The organism is Caballeronia sp. LZ019 (assembly GCF_031450825.1).
Lineage (GTDB): Bacteria > Pseudomonadota > Gammaproteobacteria > Burkholderiales > Burkholderiaceae > Caballeronia.
In genome coordinates, this window is sequence record NZ_JARTVZ010000005.1 from 804,231 (window position 1) to 827,488 (window position 23,258).

Annotated in this window: 15 protein-coding genes, 2 tRNA genes and 3 rRNA genes; 8 read left to right on the forward strand and 12 right to left on the reverse strand. The window is 60.4% G+C overall.

Going from position 1 to position 23,258, the window contains the following annotated elements; all coding sequences use genetic code 11:
* Positions 1–8 precede the first annotated feature (8 nt).
* The gene (mraZ, locus tag P9255_RS17095; RefSeq protein ID WP_061121473.1) at positions 9–437 is read right to left on the reverse strand and encodes a division/cell wall cluster transcriptional repressor MraZ; all 429 of its coding nucleotides are present in this window, start codon (positions 435–437) and stop codon (positions 9–11) included.
* Positions 438–865: 428 nt separating this feature from the next.
* A complete protein-coding gene (coq7, locus tag P9255_RS17100; RefSeq protein WP_309790157.1) occupies positions 866–1,519 on the reverse strand; it encodes a 2-polyprenyl-3-methyl-6-methoxy-1,4-benzoquinone monooxygenase in 654 nt (217 codons plus the stop codon).
* Between the two features lie 355 nt (positions 1,520–1,874).
* Here coq7 and P9255_RS17105 point away from each other — a divergent pair, with 355 nt between their 5' ends.
* Positions 1,875–3,038: a porin gene (locus tag P9255_RS17105; RefSeq protein WP_309790158.1), complete on the forward strand. Its 1,164-nt coding sequence runs from the start codon at positions 1,875–1,877 to the stop codon at positions 3,036–3,038.
* 134 nt (positions 3,039–3,172) lie between these two features.
* Here P9255_RS17105 and P9255_RS17110 read toward each other — a convergent pair whose 3' ends face one another.
* Positions 3,173–4,846 carry a long-chain fatty acid--CoA ligase gene (locus P9255_RS17110; RefSeq protein ID WP_309763998.1) on the reverse strand — a complete coding sequence of 558 codons (1,674 nt, stop codon included), beginning with the start codon at positions 4,844–4,846 and terminating at the stop codon, positions 3,173–3,175.
* Between the two features lie 128 nt (positions 4,847–4,974).
* The gene (locus tag P9255_RS17115; protein WP_309763997.1) at positions 4,975–7,053 is read right to left on the reverse strand and encodes a molybdopterin oxidoreductase family protein; all 2,079 of its coding nucleotides are present in this window, start codon (positions 7,051–7,053) and stop codon (positions 4,975–4,977) included.
* 163 nt (positions 7,054–7,216) lie between these two features.
* On the opposite strand from P9255_RS17115, the gene P9255_RS17120 reads away from it, so the two are divergent.
* Complete coding sequence (locus tag P9255_RS17120; protein ID WP_309765399.1) at positions 7,217–8,410, forward strand: M20 aminoacylase family protein; 1,194 nt, start codon at positions 7,217–7,219, stop codon at positions 8,408–8,410.
* A gap of 101 nt (positions 8,411–8,511) precedes the next feature.
* On the opposite strand, the gene rrf is transcribed toward P9255_RS17120, so the two are convergent.
* The 6 genes from rrf to P9255_RS17150 form a co-directional block, all read right to left on the reverse strand.
* Positions 8,512–8,624: ribosomal RNA gene (gene rrf, locus P9255_RS17125) — 5S ribosomal RNA — on the reverse strand.
* Between the two features lie 166 nt (positions 8,625–8,790).
* Positions 8,791–11,673: ribosomal RNA gene (locus P9255_RS17130) — 23S ribosomal RNA — on the reverse strand.
* Between the two features lie 285 nt (positions 11,674–11,958).
* A tRNA-Ala gene (locus P9255_RS17135) sits at positions 11,959–12,034 on the reverse strand.
* 44 nt (positions 12,035–12,078) lie between these two features.
* Positions 12,079–12,155 (reverse strand) — tRNA-Ile (locus P9255_RS17140).
* Between the two features lie 61 nt (positions 12,156–12,216).
* Positions 12,217–13,748: ribosomal RNA gene (locus P9255_RS17145) — 16S ribosomal RNA — on the reverse strand.
* The 16S, 23S and 5S rRNA genes sit together here with 2 tRNA genes alongside, the layout of an rRNA operon.
* A gap of 464 nt (positions 13,749–14,212) precedes the next feature.
* On the reverse strand, positions 14,213–14,989 hold the full coding sequence (locus P9255_RS17150) for an enoyl-CoA hydratase (protein ID WP_309763996.1): 777 nt from the start codon (positions 14,987–14,989) through the stop codon (positions 14,213–14,215).
* Between the two features lie 136 nt (positions 14,990–15,125).
* Here P9255_RS17150 and paaN point away from each other — a divergent pair, with 136 nt between their 5' ends.
* The 4 genes from paaN to paaK all read left to right on the forward strand — a co-directional run bounded on the left by paaN (position 15,126) and on the right by paaK (position 19,570).
* Entirely contained in the window at positions 15,126–16,835 is a 1,710-nt protein-coding gene (gene paaN, locus P9255_RS17155; protein ID WP_309763995.1) for a phenylacetic acid degradation protein PaaN, read from the forward strand.
* Between the two features lie 127 nt (positions 16,836–16,962).
* Complete coding sequence (gene paaG, locus P9255_RS17160) at positions 16,963–17,754, forward strand: 2-(1,2-epoxy-1,2-dihydrophenyl)acetyl-CoA isomerase PaaG (RefSeq protein WP_309763994.1); 792 nt, start codon at positions 16,963–16,965, stop codon at positions 17,752–17,754.
* A gap of 19 nt (positions 17,755–17,773) precedes the next feature.
* Positions 17,774–18,199 carry a hydroxyphenylacetyl-CoA thioesterase PaaI gene (gene paaI / locus P9255_RS17165; protein WP_309763993.1) on the forward strand — a complete coding sequence of 142 codons (426 nt, stop codon included), beginning with the start codon at positions 17,774–17,776 and terminating at the stop codon, positions 18,197–18,199.
* A gap of 66 nt (positions 18,200–18,265) precedes the next feature.
* On the forward strand, positions 18,266–19,570 hold the full coding sequence (gene paaK, locus P9255_RS17170) for a phenylacetate--CoA ligase PaaK (protein ID WP_309790159.1): 1,305 nt from the start codon (positions 18,266–18,268) through the stop codon (positions 19,568–19,570).
* A gap of 9 nt (positions 19,571–19,579) precedes the next feature.
* Here paaK and P9255_RS17175 read toward each other — a convergent pair whose 3' ends face one another.
* On the reverse strand, positions 19,580–20,824 hold the full coding sequence (locus P9255_RS17175; RefSeq protein ID WP_309790160.1) for an MltA domain-containing protein: 1,245 nt from the start codon (positions 20,822–20,824) through the stop codon (positions 19,580–19,582).
* 72 nt (positions 20,825–20,896) lie between these two features.
* Positions 20,897–21,271: a Co2+/Mg2+ efflux protein ApaG gene (gene apaG / locus P9255_RS17180; protein ID WP_309763990.1), complete on the reverse strand. Its 375-nt coding sequence runs from the start codon at positions 21,269–21,271 to the stop codon at positions 20,897–20,899.
* A 286-nt stretch (positions 21,272–21,557) separates the two neighbouring features.
* Here apaG and rpe point away from each other — a divergent pair, with 286 nt between their 5' ends.
* Positions 21,558–22,247: a ribulose-phosphate 3-epimerase gene (gene rpe, locus P9255_RS17185; RefSeq protein ID WP_244793950.1), complete on the forward strand. Its 690-nt coding sequence runs from the start codon at positions 21,558–21,560 to the stop codon at positions 22,245–22,247.
* Positions 22,244–22,984 (forward strand): phosphoglycolate phosphatase, encoded by a 741-nt coding sequence (gene gph, locus P9255_RS17190; RefSeq protein WP_309790161.1) that lies wholly within the window; start codon positions 22,244–22,246, stop codon positions 22,982–22,984. The genes rpe and gph overlap by 4 nt, the downstream gene beginning before the upstream one ends.
* The last annotated feature ends 274 nt before the right edge of the window (positions 22,985–23,258 follow it).

The following is a 23,258-nucleotide window of genomic DNA, read 5'->3' on the forward strand; positions in this document are numbered from 1 at the left end:
GCGCCGCGTCAGAAAGTGAAGTTCTTCAGCGCCTCGGGCATGCCCTGCGCCATCGCCGCGGCTTCCTTCGCGGCATATGTCTGTGAATCCCACAATTCGAAGTGCGCGCCCATGCCGAGCAGCGTCACTTCTTTTTCGAGCGACGCGGCAGCACGAAGCTCGGGCGACACCAGCACGCGCCCGGCGCTGTCGAGTTCGACATCCATTGCGTTACCGAGAAAGATGCGCCGCCACCACATCGCCTCCATGGGGAGCGCGGCGACCTTGGCGCGAAAGACTTCCCATTCGGGACGAGGAAAGAGCAACAGGCATCCATCCGGGCTCTTCGTGAGCGTCACCCGGCCTTCTGCCTGCCCTTGCAGCGCTTCGCGATAGCGAGACGGAACCGACATCCGCCCTTTCGCATCGAGCGTCAGCGCCGACGCCCCTTGGAACACTCGCCCTTCTCCCCGTTATCGACCGGCTCACCGTCTGTGTCGCTGGTCCAGCAAAGCTGACGACGTTCACGATGACGCCACTCCCGCCGCAAACCTCCCGAAAGTGGGTCCACAATCACACAAAGAACCACTTTCTCACACTGTCTCCCACTTTAGAGGAACGGATTTCCTCGGTCAAGACGCGACGGATTTTTTCAGGAAGGTTTTGCTCGTTAGAACAAGGACTTAGCGCAACATCTTGAAGCGCGAGAGGAGAAGAAATTCGTTTGAAATTAGAGGGCTAGTGCGGGATGTGAAGGTAAAGTCTGAATTCGACCGGAAAGAGACGTGAAATGTAACGGTTTCTGTGCGCCCATCGTGTGACGAATGGGGCGCGGCTCGATGGCCGCTCTCGTTGCGATGCACGGCCACCGGCGTTCCGCTGCCGATCAGATGTAGTAAGCGGTGCGTGTCATGACTTTCGATGCCGCCCGCATGAGCGCCCGCACCGGAAACGGCATTTCGCTTCCGCCCGCGCCGATGGCGGCCGCAGCATGTGCGCTTTCGTCCTGCCGCATTTGCTCGACGATCGCGCGCGAAGCGAAGTCCGTCGCCGGCAAGGTACGCATGTGACCGTCGAGATGCTGCTCGACCTGTCGCTCGGTTTCGGCCATGAAGCCGAGGCTCGCGCGGTCACCGAAGCGCCCCGCTGCAAAGCCGATCGCGAGCGCACCCGCATACCAGAGCGGGTTGAGCAGGCTCGGGCGTGAGTCCAGGTCTTTGAGGCGTTGCGCAGTCCATGCGAGATGGTCTTCTTCTTCGCGAGCCGCCTGCTCGAAGCTCGCTTTGAGCGTCGGAGAATTCGTCGCGAGCTTTTGCGCCTGATACAACGCCTGAGCGCAGACTTCGCCAACGTGGTTCACGCGCATCAGCCCCGCCGAGTGCGCCTTTTCCTTTTCCGTGAGTTCCGGCTCCGCCGCGAGAGAAGCGCCTTCCACCCGGCCCGCAGGGATCGATTCGGGAATGGGCCGCGACATGCGGCTCACGCCGACCATGGAACGCAAGCCCCGATCGAACTCGCTAATGATTTCATCGAGCGTCATGTTCTCACCTCTTTGTTCGTGTTCGTGCTTCGGCAGCAGCGCCACCGCCCATGGTTAGCAAGCCCTATTCTCTCTGGTCGGCGATGCGAATTTGCCCGTTCGCAAGCGCCATTTTTTGTAATTAGGGCAAACACGACTCGTGAAAATGCTGAAAAACCAAGATTTTAGCGCATGTTGCAAAAACGTCACACGAGCGGCTGACGCGGCCCCCTTTTCCTTCCGCCGATCAGGACGTGTTTGCTACATTACGTGTCAACTTCGTAAAGAAGTATTCCGGCAGGGACCGTCAACACACTGGCGCTAGAACAGTGACCTTGCCAAAACAAGTTGCAGAACATCCTTGGAGATCTATTCAATGAAAAAGTCGCTTCTCGCTCTGGCAGCATTGGGCGTCTTCGCTGGCGCCGCACATGCGCAGAGCAGCGTGACGCTGTACGGCATCATCGACGCGGGCTTCCTCTATAGCAACAACAGCGCCGGCCAGAAGCTGTACGCGCTGAACAGCGGCAACGTGCAGGGCAGCCGTTGGGGCCTGCGTGGCACGGAAGACCTCGGTGGCGGTCTGAAGGCACTGTTCGTGTTGGAAAACGGCTTTAACGTGTTCAACGGCCGTCTGGGTCAGGGCGGCGCCGAGTTCGGCCGCCAGGCGTATGTCGGTCTGTCGACGGCTCAGTTCGGCACGGTCACGCTGGGTCGCCAGTACGACTCCGTGGTCGACTTCACCGGCGCATTCGAAGTCGGCAGCCAGTGGGCAACGTACTTCGGCGCGCACCCGGGCGACCTCGACAACATGAACAACTCGAATCGCGTGAACAACGCGATCAAGTTCACGAGCGCGAATTACGCGGGCTTCACGTTCGGCGGTTTGTACAGCCTGGGCGGTGTCGCTGGTCAGTTCAACCGCAACCAGATCTGGTCGGTCGGCCTCGGCTACTCGCGTGGTCCGCTGCAGTTGGGCGCGGGCTATTTGAACGTCAAGGATCCGAACTTCTCGTTCTTCGGCAACACGCCGGCCTCGAGCACGACGGGTTCGAACATGACGGGCAGCCGCGTGTACTCGGGCTTCGCTTCGGCTCACACGCAACAAGTGATCTCGGCGGGCGCGGCTTACACGTTCGGCGCAGCGACCGTCGGCGCGACGTATAGCAATACGCAATTCAAGGATGTCGGCACGGAGCCGGGCACGGGTCTGAATCCGGCTGGCTACACCGGCGGTTCGGGCAAGTTCCACAACGCCGAAATCAACTTCAAGTATCAGTTGACCCCGGCGCTGCTGGTCGGCGCGGCTTACGACTACACGAAGGGTTACGGCCTGACCAACGCCAAGTACCATCAGGGCATGCTGGGCGCCGACTACTTCCTGTCGAAGCGCACGGACGTGTATATCGACGGTATCTACCAGCACGCATCGGGCACCGACTCGACGCGCACTGCCGCTGTCGCGAACATCAACGGCCTGTCGCCGTCGTTGACGTCGAATCAGGTTGCTGCGATCGTCGGCATCCGCCACAAGTTCTAAGAAGCACGTAACAATGCGGTATCGACTAAAGGCGCCTTCGGGCGCCTTTTTTTGCGTCCGCGCTCTTCATAAAGGAGAAGCCTTCGCGTCCGGCCACGGACACGAAGGCTTCTCTATACGTGATAACGCGCGCTTCAGACAGTCCCGTCGCGCAACTCCCGCCGCAGGATCTTGCCGACGTTGCTCTTCGGCAGGTCACTGCGAAACTCGATGATGCGCGGACGCTTGTAGCCCGTCAGACGCTCCCGGCAATGCGCCATGACATCCGCTTCGGTCAGGCTCTCGTCCTTGCGCACGATGAAGAGTTTCACCGCCTCGCCAGAGTTGTCGTCCTTGACGCCGACCGCCGCGACCTCGAAAACGCCGGGGAGCATCGCAACCACGTCTTCGATCTCGTTCGGATAGACGTTGAAGCCGGACACGAGAATCATGTCCTTCTTCCGATCGACGATCTTCACGTAACCGCGCTCGTCGAATACGCCGACGTCGCCGGATCGGAAGAAGCCGTCGGGCGTCATCACCTTGGCGGTTTCGTCGGGGCGATTCCAGTAGCCCGCCATCACTTGCGGCCCGCGGATGCAGATTTCGCCTGCCTCGCCGAGCGGCACTTCGTGGTTGTCGTCGTCGCGGATGGAGATCTCCGTCGATGGCAACGGCAAGCCGATGGTGCCGGTGTACTCCGTGGCCGTCACCGGATTGCAGGTCACGCAGGGCGACGTCTCCGATAAACCGTAACCTTCGACGATCGGTACGCCCGTCACCGCAAACCAGCGCTTCGCGACGGCCTCCTGCACCGCCATGCCGCCGCCGTTCGCAGCGATGAGCTTGGAGAAATCGAGCTTGCTGAAATCGGGATGGTTCAGCATCGCGTTATACAGCGTGTTGACCGCAGGGAACGTGTTGATCTGAACGCCCTTCAACTCCTTGATCATGCCGGCGACGTCGCGCGGATTCGGAATCAGCACGCCGAGGCCGCCGGTACGGATGGTGAGCATGCCGCACACCGTCAGCGCGAAGATGTGATACAGCGGCAGCGCCACCACGCACACGAACTGGTCGATGTCAGGCCGCTGCTTGCGCGCCGGCTCCAGCCACACTTCGGATTGCAGGACATTGGCGATCAGGTTGCGGTGCGTGAGCGTCGCGCCCTTCGCCACGCCGGTCGTGCCGCCCGTGTATTGAAGAAACGCGACGTCTTCCGGCGTCTGTTCGACGGGCGCGAGCGTTTGTCCGCCGCCTTCGACGAGAGCCTGGTTGAAGCGGATGCTGCCGGGCAGATTCCACTCGGGCACCATCTTCTTCATCCGGCGCACGACGAAATTGACCGCGAGCCCTTTCACGCCCATGAGGTCGCCCATCGCCGCGACGACGACATGTTTGATCGCCGTATTCGCGATCACGGCCTGCAGAGTCACGGCGAAGTTTTCGAGAATGACGATGACTTCCGCGCCGCTGTCCCGAAGCTGATGCTCGAGTTCACGCGGCGTGTACAGCGGATTCACGTTGACGACGATGTAGCCCGCCCGCAGCACGGCGGCGATCGCGACGGGGTACTGCAACACGTTGGGCATCATCAGCGCGACGCGCGCGCCGGGCTTCAGCCCCTTGTGCTGGAACCACGCTGCAAGCTTCTTCGACATGTCGTCGAGCTCGCGATACGTGATTGCCCGCCCCATGCAAACGAACGCTCGGCGATCGCGGTTCTTGCGGAAGCTATCCTCGAGCAGTTGAGACACCGACCGATACGCCGACGCGTCGATCTCCGCAGGCACGCCGGCCGGATACGATTTCAGCCAAAGTTTCTCCATACGGCGTCTCCTTTATTTGATTTTCGAATGGTCGTGCGAAAACGAGATGCTAGCCGCTCGCCCCGCTGCCGACAATCCGGTTAGACGCCGCATTCCAGGCTCGTGCGAACCCGTGTGCTTCAGACTTCTCAATGCAATGACTCCACTTCCACCAGGCAATCGTAGAACGTCGCCGATCCCCCCAGATCGGTCAGTGCCTGGCTCGTTACTTGATTGGCGTTGCAGCCATCGGGGGACAACTTTTTCCACCAGATCGACAAACCGACCACGACGCCTTCACGCGCGCGCTCCGTCACGCGCGCGCGCGCCTGCATCGAGCCGCGATCATTGAAGATGCGGACCTGCATGCCATCGGCGATGCCGCGCTCGGCAGCGTCCTGCGGATGGATATCGAGATGCGGCTCGCGCTCCGTGGCACGCAGGCTCTCGATGTTCACGAAACTGCTGTTGAGGAAGTTGCGCGCGGGCGGCGAGATCATCGCGAGCGGATAGCGGGCGGCCAGTTCGGGCGCGGCTTCAGCGGACTCGTACGGCGGGATGTAATCCGGTAGCGGGTCGCGGCCCTCGTCCTTCAGGCGCTTGCTGTAAAACTCGCACTTGCCCGACGGCGTGCGGAAGCCGCCATTGGCGAACGGTGCATCGGGCAAATCGAGCTTGATCCAGCCAGAAGATTTGAGCGCGTCCCAGTTCTTGTCTTGCAGCGTCGGATGATCCCAGCGGAACGCCTTCGATGCGATTTGCTCGTCGGTCTCGAAGAGCGCTGGTTCAGTCAAACCCATGGCGCGCGCGAGCCCCCGGAAGAAATCCGTGTTCGGCCGCGATTCTCCGACAGGCGCGATGGCAGGCAGATTGGCCATGACATGCGTGTGCCCGTATGACTGGTGGACGTCGAGATGCTCGAGCTGCGTGGTCGCGGGGAAGATGAGGTCGGCGTAATCGGCGGTATCTGTCTGGAAGTGTTCCAGCACAATGGTGAACAGATCCTCGCGCGCAAAGCCCGCCGCGACTCTCGCGGAATCCGGCGCGACCGCTACGGGATTCGAGTTGTAGACGATCAGCGCTTCGATTTTCGGGCCGAAACTCTCGTCGCCGGGATGCAGCAAGGCATCCCCGATGGCGTTCATGTTCACGAGGCGCGGCAGCGTCGATCCTTTCGGCAGCAAGTCCGGCCGCTGAAGCGCGGCACTGTGCGTCGGCGCCCAGCCGGACGACGACAGCAGCAGCCCGCCGGACCGTTCGCGCCAGGCGCCGGTCAACGACGGCAGGCAAGCAATCGCCCGCACCGCGTTGCCGCCGCCGCGCACACGCTGCATGCCGTAGTTGAGACGGATCGCGGCTTTCTTCGCGGACCCGAAGGCGCGCGCAAGCTCGACGATCACTTGCTCGTCGATACCGCATATCGCGGCAGCACGCGACGGCGGATACAGGGCCGCCCGCTCCGCGAGTTCATCGAAGCCCAGCGTGTGGGCATCGACATAGTGCCGGTCGACCAAGCCTTCGCGAATGAGCACGTGCATCATGCCGAGCGCGAGCGCCGCGTCCGTGCCCGGCCGCAACGCGATGTGCTGATGGCACTTTTCGGCGGTCAGCGACTTGTACGGATCGATCGCGATGAGCTTCGCGCCGCGCCGCTTTGCCTCCTGCGCGCGCGTCCAGAAATGCAGGCTCGATGCGATCGGGTTCGCGCCCCAGATCAGAATCAGTTCGCTTTCCTCGAAAAAGTCGACGTGCATGCCGACGCTCGCGCCATAGGTATAACGCAGGCCGGCCGCGCCGGCGGCGGCGCAGATCGTGCGGTCCAGACGCGATGCGCCGAGCACGTTGAAGAAGCGCGCTGCGATGCTTTCGCCCTGCACGAGGCCCATCGTGCCTGCATAGCTATACGGCAGAATCGCTTCCGGCGCGCGACGCGCGATCGGCTGCAGCCGGTCAGCAGCGATGCGCAGCGCTTCGTCCCAGCCGATCGCTTCGAATTTTCCTGCGCCCTTGGGTCCGACGCGCCGCAATGGCGTAACCAGACGATCCTTGTGATGCGTGCGCTCGGCGTATCGCGTGACCTTCGTGCAGAGGACGCCCTGCGTCGGGGGGTGATCGGGATCTCCGCTGATTTTGATGGCCTTGCCGTTCTGCACGGTGACGCGCATCGCGCAGGTATCGGGACAATCATGCGGGCATACGGCGCGTGCAAACTCGGCGGGAGCGTTCATCGAAAAGTCCGGTCAGTCAGAGAAACGGGCGGCGGCAGATGAACGAATTCTATTACGCCGGCTATGCGATCGACTGTCCGATCGAGCAAATAGTGGCGGCGTAGAATGAGTCATGCCGCGTGTCAATCCGCGCGATCCGAATATCAACGAGAGAGCAGTTCAAATGAGTTTGATCCCTGAAATCGAAGCATCTCACGATGAAATCAAGGCCCTCCGACGAACGATCCATGCTCATCCCGAGTTGCGATACGAAGAAGTCGGCACCGCCAAGCTCGTGGCTGAAAGTCTCGAACGGTGGGGCATCGCCGTGCATCGCGGCGTGGGTAAGACTGGCGTCGTCGGCATCTTGAAACGCGGATCGAGTAGCGCGTCCATCGGATTGCGCGCCGACATGGACGCGTTGCCCATCCAGGAAGTGAACACATTCGAACATCGATCCACGCACGCAGGGCGGATGCACGCCTGTGGCCACGACGGCCATACCGCGATGCTGCTCGGCGCCGCCAAATACCTGGCCGAACATGGAACGTTCGATGGGACGATCGTATTCATCTTCCAGCCGGCGGAGGAAGGCGGTGCGGGCGCAAAAGCCATGATCGACGATGGACTCTTCACGCGCTTTCCCGTCGATGCGGTGTTCGGCATTCACAATTGGCCGGGCATCGCGGCTGGTCACTTTGGGGTGACCGAGGGCCCGATCATGGCATCGAGTAATGAGTTTCGCATCAACATCAACGGAACCGGCTCGCACGCGGCACTACCGCATAACGGTCGCGATCCGGTGTTCACAGCTGTCCAGATCGCGAATGCGTTGCAAAGCATCATCACGCGCAACAAGAAGCCGTTGGATACGGCAGTGCTTTCCGTCACGCAGATTCATGCGGGAGAGGCTGCGAACGTAGTCCCCGACCAGGCATGGTTAGGCGGGACAGTTCGGACGTTTACCGTGGAGACGCTCGATTTGATCGAAGCGCGGATGCGGAAAATTGTGGAGGCAACGGCTTCCGCCTACGACTGCGAAGCAGAAGTGCTCTTTCACCGGAACTATCCGCCGACGATCAACGACGCAGAACAGGCGCAGTTTGCCGCGCGAGTGATGGCCCAGGTGGTGGGAGCAGATAAGGTCGATAGTTCAGTGGAGCCGACGATGGGCGCTGAGGACTTCTCGTTCATGCTGCTCGAGAAACCGGGATGCTACGCGTTTCTGGGCAACGGCGATGGCGGGCACCGAGACCACGGACATGGCGCAGGGCCTTGCATGCTGCACAACGCCAGCTACGACTTCAATGACGCGTTGTTGTCAGTGGGATCATCGTACTGGGTGCGACTGGCAGAGCAATTTTTGCCTCAGCGCTGATTGAGGCAGCGCGCAGCGCTTGAAGACGCTGCGTGCTGAAGTGCGCCCAAACGCAAAAACCCCACCTTTAAGGGGTGGGGTTTTTGTTTAAGGCATGAGGAGCCTGACGATTACCTACTTTCACACGGGGATCCGCACTATCATCGGCGTGGAGTCGTTTCACGGTCCTGTTCGGGATGGGAAGGGGTGGGACCGACTCGCTATGGTCATCAGGCATGACTTGTTGTTGTGCGCGTTGGGGACGGCACAACCAATCTGGGAAGAAGTAGATTCGGTAGTGACTGTTGGGCACAGTCGCGTCACTCAACCGGCGTGCCCCCTTCGGGGGTTGCATTGAGTAAGCGCTAAAGCGCTAACTCACTGCGAAACACACTGGTTATAGGATCAAGCCTTACGGGCAATTAGTATCAGTTAGCTCAATGCATTACTGCACTTACACACCTGACCTATCAACGTCCTGGTCTGGAACGACCCTTCAAGGGGCTCGAAGCCCCGGGGATATCTCATCTTAAGGCGAGTTTCCCGCTTAGATGCTTTCAGCGGTTATCTCTTCCGAACATAGCTACCCGGCGATGCCACTGGCGTGACAACCGGTACACCAGAGGTTCGTCCACTCCGGTCCTCTCGTACTAGGAGCAGCCCCCTTCAAATATCCAACGCCCACGGCAGATAGGGACCAAACTGTCTCACGACGTTTTAAACCCAGCTCACGTACCTCTTTAAATGGCGAACAGCCATACCCTTGGGACCGGCTACAGCCCCAGGATGAGATGAGCCGACATCGAGGTGCCAAACACCGCCGTCGATATGAACTCTTGGGCGGTATCAGCCTGTTATCCCCAGAGTACCTTTTATCCGTTGAGCGATGGCCCTTCCATACAGAACCACCGGATCACTATGACCTGCTTTCGCACCTGCTCGACTTGTCGGTCTCGCAGTTAAGCACGCTTATGCCATTGCACTATCAGCACGATTTCCGACCGTACCTAGCGTACCTTCGTACTCCTCCGTTACGCTTTGGGAGGAGACCGCCCCAGTCAAACTGCCTACCATGCACTGTCCCCGATCCGGATCACGGACCAAGGTTAGAACCTCAAACAAACCAGGGTGGTATTTCAAGGACGGCTCCACCGAAACTGGCGTTCCGGTTTCATAGCCTCCCACCTATCCTACACAGATCGGTTCAAAGTCCAATGCAAAGCTACAGTAAAGGTTCATGGGGTCTTTCCGTCTAGCCGCGGGGAGATTGCATCATCACAAACACTTCAACTTCGCTGAGTCTCGGGAGGAGACAGTGTGGCCATCGTTACGCCATTCGTGCAGGTCGGAACTTACCCGACAAGGAATTTCGCTACCTTAGGACCGTTATAGTTACGGCCGCCGTTTACCGGGACTTCAATCAAGAGCTTGCACCCCATCATTTAATCTTCCGGCACCGGGCAGGCGTCACACCCTATACGTCCACTTTCGTGTTTGCAGAGTGCTGTGTTTTTATTAAACAGTCGCAGCCACCAGTTTATTGCAACCTCTTCACCCTTCTGGCGCAGGCCAGTCAAGCTACAGAGGCGTACCTTATCCCGAAGTTACGGTACCAATTTGCCGAGTTCCTTCTCCCGAGTTCTCTCAAGCGCCTTAGAATACTCATCTCGCCCACCTGTGTCGGTTTGCGGTACGGTCATCGTTAGACTGAAGCTTAGAGGCTTTTCTTGGAACCACTTCCAATTGCTTCGCTTCCGAAGAAGCTCGCGCCACACCCTTGAATCCTGTGCCCGGATTTGCCTGAGCACCTTCTCCAATGCAGCGACCGGGACGTCCAACACCCGGACAACCTTCCGCGATCCGTCCCCCCATCGCATCTAACAATGGTGCAGGAATATTGACCTGCTTCCCATCAGCTACGCATTTCTGCCTCGCCTTAGGGGCCGACTCACCCTACGCCGATGAACGTTGCGTAGGAAACCTTGGGCTTACGGCGAGGGGGCTTTTCACCCCCTTTATCGCTACTCATGTCAGCATTCGCACTTCCGATACCTCCAGCATGCCTTTCGACACACCTTCGCAGGCTTACGGAACGCTCTCCTACCACACGTACTTGCGTACGCATCCGCAGCTTCGGTGACTGGCTTGAGCCCCGTTACATCTTCCGCGCAGGACGACTCGATCAGTGAGCTATTACGCTTTCTTTAAAGGGTGGCTGCTTCTAAGCCAACCTCCTGACTGTTTTAGCCTTCCCACTTCGTTTCCCACTTAGCCAATCTTGGGGACCTTAGCTGGCGGTCTGGGTTGTTTCCCTCTTGACACCGGACGTTAGCACCCGATGTCTGTCTCCCGTGATTGCACTCTTCGGTATTCGGAGTTTGCTATGGCGTAGTAATCCGCAATGGACCCCACAACCATGACAGTGCTCTACCCCCGAAGGTGATACACGAGGCACTACCTAAATAGTTTTCGGAGAGAACCAGCTATTTCCAAGTTTGTTTAGCCTTTCACCCCTATCCACAGCTCATCCCCTAACTTTTCAACGTTAGTGGGTTCGGTCCTCCAGTACGTGTTACCGCACCTTCAACCTGGCCATGGATAGATCACTTGGTTTCGGGTCTACGCCCAGCAACTGATCGCCCTATTCGGACTCGCTTTCGCTACGCCTGCCTTAATCAGTTAAGCTCGCTACTGAACGTAAGTCGCTGACCCATTATACAAAAGGTACGCCGTCACCCCTTGCGAGGCTCCGACTGTTTGTATGCATGCGGTTTCAGGATCTATTTCACTCCCCTCCCGGGGTTCTTTTCGCCTTTCCCTCACGGTACTGGTTCACTATCGGTCGATCACGAGTATTTAGCCTTGGAGGATGGTCCCCCCATCTTCAGACAGGATTTCACGTGTCCCGCCCTACTTGTCGTACCCCTAGTTCTTCCACGCTGCTTTCGCTTACAGGGCTATCACCTGCTATGGCCGCACTTTCCAGAGCGTTCAGCTAACAATGCAGATAAAGAGTACAGGCTCTTCCCATTTCGCTCGCCACTACTTTGGGAATCTCGGTTGATTTCTTTTCCTGCGGTTACTTAGATGTTTCAGTTCACCGCGTTCGCTCCACATGACCTATGTATTCAGTCATGGGTGACCCATACGGGCCGGGTTTCCCCATTCGGACATCTTCGGATCAATGCTCGTTTGCCAGCTCCCCGAAGCTTTTCGCAGGCTACCGCGTCCTTCATCGCCTGTGATCGCCAAGGCATCCACCACATGCACTTGTTCGCTTGACCCTATAACGAGTGCGTCTCTCATCGAGCCACATCCGCCATAGGCTGAGTTTTCGCGTTGTGCCGTATTCCAAGTCATCATTAAGATCACTTTTCATACTCGATACAATCACTACCCTGAACCTGCTACTCGCGCCCATCTCTAAGCGCTTTCCCAGATTCTCTTTACTACTTCTTCCAGATTGTTAAAGAACGTTTAGCCGACAAGCGTGTTTCAATACTTGCGACATCAACTGGCTAGCAATCGCCAATGCTTAACGCTTACCCGAAGCGCTAGGCATTGAGGATTGGTGGAGGATGACGGGATCGAACCGACGACCCCCTGCTTGCAAAGCAGGTGCTCTCCCAGCTGAGCTAATCCCCCGATGAGGCCTGACTAAGGTGTTGCCCAGCCACGCCTGATTCGGATGGTGGGTCTGGTTGGATTCGAACCAACGACCCCCGCCTTATCAAGACGGTGCTCTAACCGACTGAGCTACAGACCCTTAGCCTGTCTTTCTGACAGCCGATAAGCGTGAGCGCTTAACTTTAAGCGCGAAGCTCGAGAAAGGAGGTGATCCAGCCGCACCTTCCGATACGGCTACCTTGTTACGACTTCACCCCAGTCATGAATCCCACCGTGGTAAGCGCCCTCCTTGCGGTTAGGCTACCTACTTCTGGTGAAACCCACTCCCATGGTGTGACGGGCGGTGTGTACAAGACCCGGGAACGTATTCACCGCGGCATGCTGATCCGCGATTACTAGCGATTCCAGCTTCACGCAGTCGAGTTGCAGACTGCGATCCGGACTACGATCGGTTTTCTGGGATTGGCTCCACCTCGCGGCTTGGCAACCCTCTGTTCCGACCATTGTATGACGTGTGAAGCCCTACCCATAAGGGCCATGAGGACTTGACGTCATCCCCACCTTCCTCCGGTTTGTCACCGGCAGTCTCCTTAGAGTGCTCTTGCGTAGCAACTAAGGACAAGGGTTGCGCTCGTTGCGGGACTTAACCCAACATCTCACGACACGAGCTGACGACAGCCATGCAGCACCTGTGCGCCGGTTCTCTTTCGAGCACCCCCACCTTTCAGCAGGGTTCCGACCATGTCAAGGGTAGGTAAGGTTTTTCGCGTTGCATCGAATTAATCCACATCATCCACCGCTTGTGCGGGTCCCCGTCAATTCCTTTGAGTTTTAATCTTGCGACCGTACTCCCCAGGCGGTCAACTTCACGCGTTAGCTACGTTACTAAGGAAATGAATCCCCAACAACTAGTTGACATCGTTTAGGGCGTGGACTACCAGGGTATCTAATCCTGTTTGCTCCCCACGCTTTCGTGCATGAGCGTCAGTGTTGGCCCAGGAGGCTGCCTTCGCCATCGGTATTCCTCCACATCTCTACGCATTTCACTGCTACACGTGGAATTCTACCTCCCTCTGCCACACTCAAAGCCTGCCAGTCACCAATGCAGTTCCCAGGTTAAGCCCGGGGATTTCACATCGGTCTTAACAGACCGCCTGCGCACGCTTTACGCCCAGTAATTCCGATTAACGCTCGCACCCTACGTATTACCGCGGCTGCTGGCACGTAGTTAGCCGGTGCTTATTCTTCCGGTACCGTCATCCTCCATCCATATTAGGGACGAAGTTTTCTTTCCGGACAAAAGTGCTTTACAACCCGAAGGCCTTCTTCACACACGCGGCATTGCTGGATCAGGGTTGCCCCCATTGTCCAAAATTCCCCACTGCTGCCTCCCGTAGGAGTCTGGGCCGTGTCTCAGTCCCAGTGTGGCTGGTCGTCCTCTCAGACCAGCTACAGATCGTCGCCTTGGTAGGCCTTTACCCCACCAACTAGCTAATCTGCCATCGGCCGCCCCTGCAGCGCGAGGTCCGAAGATCCCCCGCTTTCCTCCGTAGATCGTATGCGGTATTAATCCGGCTTTCGCCGGGCTATCCCCCACTACAGGACACGTTCCGATGTATTACTCACCCGTTCGCCACTCGCCGCCAGGCCGAAGCCCGCGCTGCCGTCCGACTTGCATGTGTAAGGCATGCCGCCAGCGTTCAATCTGAGCCAGGATCAAACTCTTCAGTTCAAACCTGTTACTGTTTTTCGGTTCCGTTAGAAACCGGTCGCTCACTCAACGTACTGACGATGATTAATCCGTCCGAAGACAGACAAACCTTCCTCTTAATACTTCGTGTGAGACTCTTGATTACTTTTGCTTGTCGCTCCAGCACCTAAGCACCAGAACCGCACTCGCCATCAAGCGCCCACACTTATCGGCTGTTAGTTTTTAAAGAACATTCGCCAGACCACCCTGCTTCGTCTTGCGTCGCTGCGTCAGCAGCAGAGAAACGAGATTATGAACATCGCTTCGAAGTCTGTCAACAAGTTTTTGAATCGCTTTACTTGCTGACTGCGCTGGAGACCTTCTACCGCCACTCTCCCGCGCCCTTCCAAACCGCCTCATCCCGCTTCCTTCGCGTTCAGTGAATCGCGAAGGAACGGAATTCTAGTTAGCGCCGAGGCAATATGCAAGGGATTTCTTTGCTGCGATTAACGGTGCTTGAAAATCGGCTTTCGCTTCTCGACAAACGCCGTCATCCCCTCCTTTTGATCTTCCGTTGCGAAGAGGGAATGGAACAGACGCCGCTCGAAATGGACGCCTTCCGCCAACGTCGTTTCGTATGCGCGATTGACCGCCTCTTTGGCCATCATGACCGCGGGCAACGAGAAGCCGGCGATGATAGTCCCCGCTTCCACGGCCTCATCGAGCAAACGATCCGCCGCAACGATGCGCGACACCAGTCCGGCCCGCTCGGCTTCCGCAGCGTCCATCATGCGCGCGGTCAGGCACATATCCATCGCCTTCGCCTTCGACACCGCTCGAGGCAAGCGTTGCGTACCACCCGCGCCAGGAATCACGCCGAGCTTGATCTCCGGCTGTCCGAACTTCGCCGTGTCGGCCGCGATGACGATGTCGCACATCATGGCCAGCTCGCAGCCGCCTCCGAGCGCGAAGCCCGCCACCGCAGCGATGACCGGCTTCCGGATCGAGCGGATGGTCTCCCAGTTGCGCGTGATGTAGTCGCCTTTATAGACGTCCATATAGGAGTAGCCGGCCATCATGCCGATGTCCGCGCCCGCCGCAAACGCCTTCTCGCTGCCAGTCAGTACGATCGCGCCGATGTTCTCGTCCGCGTCGAAGGCCTTCAGCGCTGTACCCAGTTCGTCCATCAGCGCATCGTTGAGCGCATTCAGCGCCTTCGGCCGATTCAGCGTGATCAGTCCGACCCGTCCGCGTGTCTCTACCAGCACGTTCTCGTAAGTCATTCGCTCCTCCTGGCGATCCTCTGGTAAGTCCTAGTGAAAGACCATCTTGTACATCATCTCGATAATGCTACCATCACCAACCAACCGGTCGGTCAATTAATCGATCGGCACCGTCCACCAATCCTCTCTCGCGACCATGACACATTCCCTGTTCACGAAGCACGAAGCGATGCTCGACAAAGCGCTCTCCGCTATCGAAACACGCGGCTATTGGAGCCCGTTTGTCGAAATGCCGAGTCCCAAAGTGTACGGGGAAACAGCCAGCGCGGACGGCGAAGCGGCGTTCAAGGCACATCTGGGCAAGACCTTCGAAATCGATCAACCATCGACGGGCGAAACCGTCGGCGCCGAGCGGTCGCCCTTCGGCATCTCGCTCGACATCAAGTATCCGAAGGCGGACCCGGACGTTCTCGTCCGTGCCTCGCTTGACGCTCAAAAGCAGTGGCGCGCCGCCGGCCCGCAAGCCTGGGTCGGCGTCAGCCTCGAGGTCCTGGCGCGGCTGAATCGCGCGAGCTTCGAGATCGCCTACAGCGTGATGCACACGACCGGCCAGGCGTTCATGATGGCCTTCCAGGCCGGCGGCCCGCATGCGCAAGATCGCGCGCTCGAGGCCGTCGTCTATGCCTGGGACCAGCTGCGCCGCATTCCGGCTGAAGCGCACTGGGAAAAGCCGCAAGGCAAGAATCCGCCGCTCGCGATGCAGAAGCGCTTCACCATCGTCCCGCGCGGCGCCGGTCTCGTGTTGGGCTGCTGCACGTTCCCGACATGGAACGGTTATCCCGGCATCTTCGCCGATCTGGCCACGGGCAACACCGTCATCGTCAAGCCGCATCCCGGCGCGATCCTGCCGCTCGCCATCACAGTGCGCATCGCTCGCGAAGTGTTGGGCGAAGCCGGCTTCGATCCCAACATCGTCACGCTGCTCGCCACCGAGCCGAACGATGGCCCGCTCGTTCAGCAACTCGCCGTGCGTCCCGAGATCAAGCTGATCGATTTCACGGGCAGCACGCAGAACGGCGCCTGGCTGGAGCGCAACGCGCATCAGGCGCAGGTCTTCACCGAGAAAGCAGGCGTGAATCAGATCGTCATCGATTCCGTCGACGATATGAAAGCCGCCGCGCGCAACATCGCGTTCTCGCTCGCGTTGTACTCCGGCCAGATGTGCACCGCGCCGCAAAACATTTACGTGCCGCGCGACGGCATCCGCACCGCCGACGGCCAGCTGACCTTCGACGAAGTCGCGACGTCGCTCGCCGGCGCGGTCGAGAAGCTTACGTCCGATGCCACGCGCGCCGTCGAGCTGACCGGCGCGATCCAAAACGAAGGCATCGTGGCGCGAATCGCCGAAGCGCGCGGGCTCGGCGAGGTGCTGGTCGATAGCCAAACGCTCACGCACCCCGCGTTCCCCGAGGCGCGGGTCCATACACCGCTCTTGCTCAAGCTCGACGCACGCACTCACGAAACTACGTACACGAGAGAATGGTTCGGCCCGATCGCGTTCGTCGTCGCGACCGAATCCACGGCGCAGTCGCTCGACCTCGCCGGCTCCATCGCGCAAAAGCACGGCGCGCTGACGCTGTCGGTCTACAGCACGGACGACGCGGTCATCGAGTCCGCACACGAAGCCGCGATACGCGGCGGTGTCGCGCTCTCGATCAACTTGACGGGCGGTGTCTTCGTCAACCAGTCCGCAGCGTTCTCCGACTTTCACGGCACGGGCGCGAACCCGGCCGCGAACGCCGCTCTCGCCGATGCCGCCTTCGTCGCGAATCGATTCCGCGTCGTTCAGAGCCGAGTGCATGTTGCGCCCAAGGCCGCGCTCGCGGAAGCCGGCCAGACGGCATAAGCAAAACGACGAGAACGCGAATTCGTGCAATCGGCTTATGCCGTTCGGCCGAATGGAAAGCATCGGGCCGCGCGTCTAGCATCACCAATTGACGAACCCGAACGCGGCCCGTGCCAAAGGAGATGCCATGCCCGAGCAGTCTGTTCTGTTTCAAATCAATGGCGATACGCGCGTCGCGACGATCACTCTGAATCGGCCCGACAAACTGAATAGTTTCACTCGCGAGATGCATGGCCAATTGAGCGAGGCGCTCGATCGAGCCCAGGCAGCGAACGCGCGCGCGATCGTGTTGACCGGTGCGGGACGGGCGTTCTGCGCCGGTCAGGATCTCGCGGATCTGGACTTCACGCCCGGTTCGATGTCCGATCTCGGCGAACTGATCGACGCTCATTTCAATCCGCTCGTGCGCCGCCTGCAGACAATGCCGCTGCCCGTCATCGCAGCGGTCAATGGCACAGCCGCCGGCGCGGGCGCCAACCTGGCGATGGCTTGCGATATCACCATCGCCGCACGTTCGGCGAGCTTCATTCAGGCGTTCGTGAAAATCGGCCTCGTGCCGGACTCGGGCGGGACGTGGCTCTTGCCGCGCCGCGTCGGTGAGGCGCGTGCGCTGGGGCTGGCGCTGACCGGCGACAAGCTCGGCGCGGAGCAAGCCGAAGCGTGGGGCATCGTCTGGCGCGTCGTGGACGATGCCGAGTTGCCGCACGCCGCCGCGCAACTGGCCGCGCAACTCGCGCAGCAGCCCGCGCGTGCGATCGCCGCGATCAAACAGGCCATGCGTGCGAGCACGACCAGCACATTCGATGCGCAGCTCGACCTTGAACGCGACCTGCAGCGCGAACTCGGCGCATCGCCCGACTACATCGAGGGCGTCGCCGCATTCAAGGAAAAGCGCGCGCCGCGCTTCGAAGGGCTTTGACACCATCAGGGAGACTCGCATGACGCCTCAACAAATCGCCGAAGCCACGGCCAAGGCCATGTATGAAGCGGATGCCTGCTCGCGCGCGCTGGGCATCGAGCTAGTCGAAGTGCGGCCCGGCTATGCGCGGCTCGCGATGAACGTGCGCCCGGACTTTCTCAACGGCCACGCCATCTGCCACGGCGGCCTGATGTTCACGCTGGCAGACTCCGCGTTCGCCTTCGCGTGCAACTCCTACAATGTCAGCACCGTGGCGGCGGGATGTTCCATCGAATTCCTGCGCCCCGTGCACGGCGGCGACCGCCTGACCGCCGAGGCGGTGGAGCAGACATTGAGCGGGCGCACCGGAATCTACGATATCCGCGTCACGAATCGCGAAGGCGAAGTCGTCGCGATGTTTCGTGGCAAGTCCGCCCAGATCAAAGGCGCCGTGGTTCCCCTTTAACGGAACCGATCGATCACGCGAACGCGGCGACGACCGCGACGCATAGCGAGCATGAAGGAGACATCGATGACTACACCGTTGCCGCTCGAAGCGATTGAGAAGGCGAGCCGCGACGAACTCGTCGCGCTGCAGTTGCAGCGTCTGAAATGGACGCTCAGGCACGCCTACGACAATTCGCCTGTCTATCGCCGCAAGTTCGATGAAGCCGGCGTGCATCCCGACGACGTGCAGTCGCTCGCCGACCTCGCGCGCTTTCCGTTCACCACGAAGAAGGACCTTCGCGACAACTATCCGTTCGGCATGTTCGCCGTGCCGCAGGAACGGGTCGCGCGCATCCACGCTTCGTCGGGCACGACGGGCAAGCCAACCGTCGTCGGTTATACGGCGAAGGACATCGAAACCTGGTCGGATCTGGTCGCCCGTTCGATCCGCGCGGCTGGCGCGCGTCGCGGCGACAAGGTGCACGTGAGCTACGGCTACGGCCTGTTCACCGGCGGCCTCGGCGCGCACTACGGGGCGGAGCGCGCGGGCCTTACCGTCATCCCGTTCGGCGGCGGACAGACCGAAAAGCAGGTGCAACTGATTCAGGACTTCCGCCCCGACATCATCATGGTGACGCCGAGCTACATGCTCTCCATCGCTGACGAGCTGGAGCGGCAAGGCGTCGATCCGGCAAGCTGTTCGCTGCGCATCGGCATCTTCGGTGCGGAACCCTGGACGAACGACATGCGCCGTGCAATCGAGCAGCGCATGGGCATCGATGCCGTTGACATCTACGGTCTTTCGGAAGTGATGGGACCGGGCGTGGCTTCGGAGTGCGCGGAGACGAAGGACGGCCCGACGATCTGGGAAGACCACTTCTATCCCGAGATCATCGATCCCGACACCGGCGAAGTGCTGCCGGACGGCGAATTCGGCGAACTGGTGTTCACGTCGCTAACGAAAGAAGCGCTGCCGATCATCCGGTATCGCACGCGAGATCTCACGCGCCTCTTGCCCGGCACTGCGCGCACGATGCGCCGCATGGAGAAGATCACCGGCCGCTCGGACGACATGATGATCGTGCGCGGCGTCAACGTCTTCCCGACGCAGATCGAGGAGTTGTTGCTGAAGCGGCCGGTGCTCGCGCCGCACTATCAGATCGTGCTGACGAAGGACGGTCCGCTCGACGTGTTCACGCTGAACTGCGAGCCGTGCCCCGAATCGGCGCCTGACATGACTGCGCTGGACAGCGCCCGGACTGCGCTCGCCTACGACATCAAGGCGCTGATCGGCGTCAGCGCCGTGGTGAACGTGCTGCCGGTGAACGGCATCGAGCGTTCTGTCGGCAAAGCGCGGCGCGTGGTGGACAAGCGTAGCTTCAAGCCATAAGTCTTGCGACTACGAATTGGGCATCAGCAGCCACATCCGGCCGCCCTGCTTCATGCGTCCCGCGAGATCGCCGGCATCGTCGCCGAGGCCCCAGAAGTAATCGGCGCGCACGCCGCCCTTGATTGCGGTGCCGGTGTCCTGAGCGAAGACGAGCCGGTTCATCGGCTGGTTGCTGAGAGGGCGCGTCGTCTGCAGAAACACGGGCGTGCCGAGCGGAATCGCGGAAGGATCGACCGCGATCGAACGTTCGGGCGTCAGCGGCACCCCGAGCGCGCCGACCGGGCCGTCGCCGAGACTCGTCGTCAGCGCCGTGGTGGCGGGCATTTCGCGGAAGAACACGAAGCGCGGATTCACGTCGAGGAGCGCATCGACGCGCGCTGGATTGGCCTTCGCCCACGCCTTGATGCCTTGCATCGTCGCTTGCCCGGGCGTCAGTTCGCCACGATCGAGCAATTCCTTGCCGATCGACCGGTACGGTTGATTATTGGTCCCGCCGAAGCCCACGCGCATCACGCTGCCGTCTTCCATGACGACGCGTCCCGAGCCTTGCACTTGCAGGAAGAACGCTTCTATCGGATCGTTGACCCAGACCAGTTCGTTGCCGTTCAGCACGCCAGAGCGTTCGAGCTGAGCCCGGGCAGGCAGGGCCGTGCCGGCCTTATAGCGATACGGCCATCGATACAACGCATACTGATAGACACCGTGCCGCGTGCGTGAACCGCGCAACAGCGGTTCGTAGTAGCCGGTCACGAGGCCGTCGAGCGTGCCGTCGGTGTTGGCCAACTGGAACGGCGTGAAATACGTCTCGAAGAAGCTGCGCGCCTCCGACATGTCGAGGTCGTCCAGACGCTGTGCTGCCGCGCACGCCTTCTGCCAGTTGGCTTGACGCGCAAGCCGGCTGCAGTTCTGACGCAGCGCGGCGGTCGCGCCGATCAGCGAATCGTCGTTCCAGCCGGGAACCTGTTGCCAGCTCACAGCGGTCAGCCGCGACGAAGCGCGCTGCCCCGTCTGGATGGGCGTGCTGCCGGCCGTGCTCGGGCCCGGCTTCACATAACTCCCGCCGCCGCACGAGGCGAGCAGCACGGCCGCTGCGATCGATGCGGCCCACGCCGCTCCCCGTGCGGCGCTTCGCACGATACTGCGCATACAATGCTCGTTCTTGATGGGAACCGCCATGTCTGATCTGTTCGACGAATATCCAATGCTGATTTTTGCGCTCGAGGCGCTCGTGGCGCTTGCCTTGCTGATTTTCATCGTCGCGTGGACGGCATCGGGCAAGAAGAAACACCGGAACCGCGAGAACGACGCAGCCAGGCGCCGTTAATCTCAATGCAACGTACGCGGCATGTGCAGCGCAAATTCAGCAATCGGCGCCTCGAAGCGCTCGCCGTCTTCCGCGACGCAGAAGTATTCGCCGCGCATCGTGCCGACCGGCGTCGCGATAACCGCCCAGCTCGTATATTCGAACTGCTCGCCGGGCGGCAGGAGCGGCTGCTGCCCGATTACGCCGAGTCCCTTTACTTCCTGTACGTGGCTGTCACTGTCGGTAATGATCCAGTGCCGCGAAATGAGCTGAGCCGCGACCTCGCCGGTGTTGCGGATCGTCAGTGTGTAGGCGAAGGCATATTGGCGGCTGTCCGGATCGGACTGTTCGGGCAGGTATCGCGTCTCGACGGACACGCTGAATTCGTACTGGCTCATCGTTGTTCCAAGTCAATTCGTCGCTTCACTGCCGGCAGACAGCAAGCGAGTGTGCCGCTATTGGTCACGCATTCTGCTTGATGCAGCCCGTGCCCGCAACACGCAATCCTGCGCGCGGAGCGTAGCGAGTAGCGTTCGGTTGGCCATTCGGCCGAATTACGCCGGGAAAATCGCGGGTTAGAATCACGGCTTCGGACTCGGGGCCGCACGCTGACCGCGCTTCGCGCCTGCTGGCCTGCGAGCCACCAGGCTTTCACGTCCTCTGGCCTCTCTATCAGATACGCTCATGGCGCAATTTCACATCGCTCCCAGCATTCTTTCGGCGGATTTTTCCCGGCTCGGCGAGGAAGTCCGCAACGTCGTCGCCGCCGGAGCCGACTGGATTCACTTCGACGTAATGGACAACCACTACGTGCCGAATCTCACCATCGGCCCGATGGTCTGCGAGGCCATCCGCCCGCACGTGGATGTGCCTATCGACGTGCATCTGATGGTGCGCCCCGTCGATCGCATCGTGCCCGATTTCGCGAAAGCCGGCGCCAATGTGATCAGCTTTCATCCGGAAGGTTCGGATCACATCGACCGCACGCTGTCGCTGATCCGCGACCACGGCTGCAAGGCGGGCCTCGTGTTCAATCCCGCAACGCCGTTGAATTATCTCGATCACGTAATGGACCGGCTCGATCTCATTCTGATCATGTCGGTCAATCCGGGCTTCGGCGGCCAGTCGTTCATTCCCGAAGCGCTCCACAAGCTGCGCGAAGCGCGTGCGCGCATCGACGCTTACCGCGAGCGCACGGGCCGTCACATCCACCTCGAGATCGACGGCGGCGTGAAAGTGGACAACATCGCGGAAATCGCCGCGGCCGGCGCGGACACGTTCGTCGCGGGCTCGGCCATCTTCGGCAAGCCTGACTATAAGCAGGTGATCGACGCGATGCGTGTCGAACTGGCGAATTCGGGAGCGCAACAATGAGCGATACCCAGGCGGCGTTGCCCGCCTTTGCGAACCGGCCCATCCGCGCGGCCATCATCGACCTCGACGGCACCATGGTGGATACCGCCGACGACTTCGTCGCCGCCCTCAACGGCATGCTCGCGCACATCGACGTGGAACCGCTCGTTACGCGCGATGAAGTCGTCGGCTACATCGGCAAGGGCTCGGAGAATCTGATCCGCAGCGTGCTCGCCGCCCGTCTGCCGCACCCGCAGGCCACCGCCCGATTCGACGACGCGCTCGCCACCTATCAAAGCGAATACGCGAAGATCAACGGCAAGCATTCGACGCTCTTTCCCGACGTGAAGGAAGGTCTGGAAGCAATGCGCGAACTCGGCATCGCGCTCGCGTGCGTGACGAACAAGCCGCATCGCTTTGCGGTGGAACTGCTGTCGCACTTTGGCGTGGCGCAGTATTTCAAGGTGATTCTCGGTGGCGATTCGGTCGCGCTCAAGAAGCCCGATCCGTTGCCGATGCTCGCCGCGTGCGAACGCCTCGACGTGCTGCCGCGCGACACCGTCGCGGTCGGCGATTCGGAGAACGATGCGCTCGCGGGCCGCGCCGCCGGCATGGCCACGCTTACCGTGCCCTATGGCTATAACCACGGGAAAGCAGTGCAATCGGTGAAATCCGATGGTATAGTTTCCACGCTGCGAACCGCAGCCATGGCGATCGCCGCGACACTGGCGCCGCCCGACACCACCCTGACTGAATAGTCCATCTTTCATGTTTCTCAACAGAAAACGGAGTCTGAGCAGCATCGACCGGGGAGCCTGGCCCTGGCGTCGCTGGTCGCGCTAACCTCGCCCGAGGTACGCTGAAGCCATGTCGCATCTGACTGCACTCGCTTCAGCATCCGTTTTTTGTTTCGCTGCGCAACCCCGCGCCGTTTCCGTTATTTGGTACATCGAGCCGTGCTTCGGCATGCGTTGCCGTGCGTCCTATGTGGCGCATGCCGCGCGCTGCCGCGAGGCGTTCGATCGCCGTCCG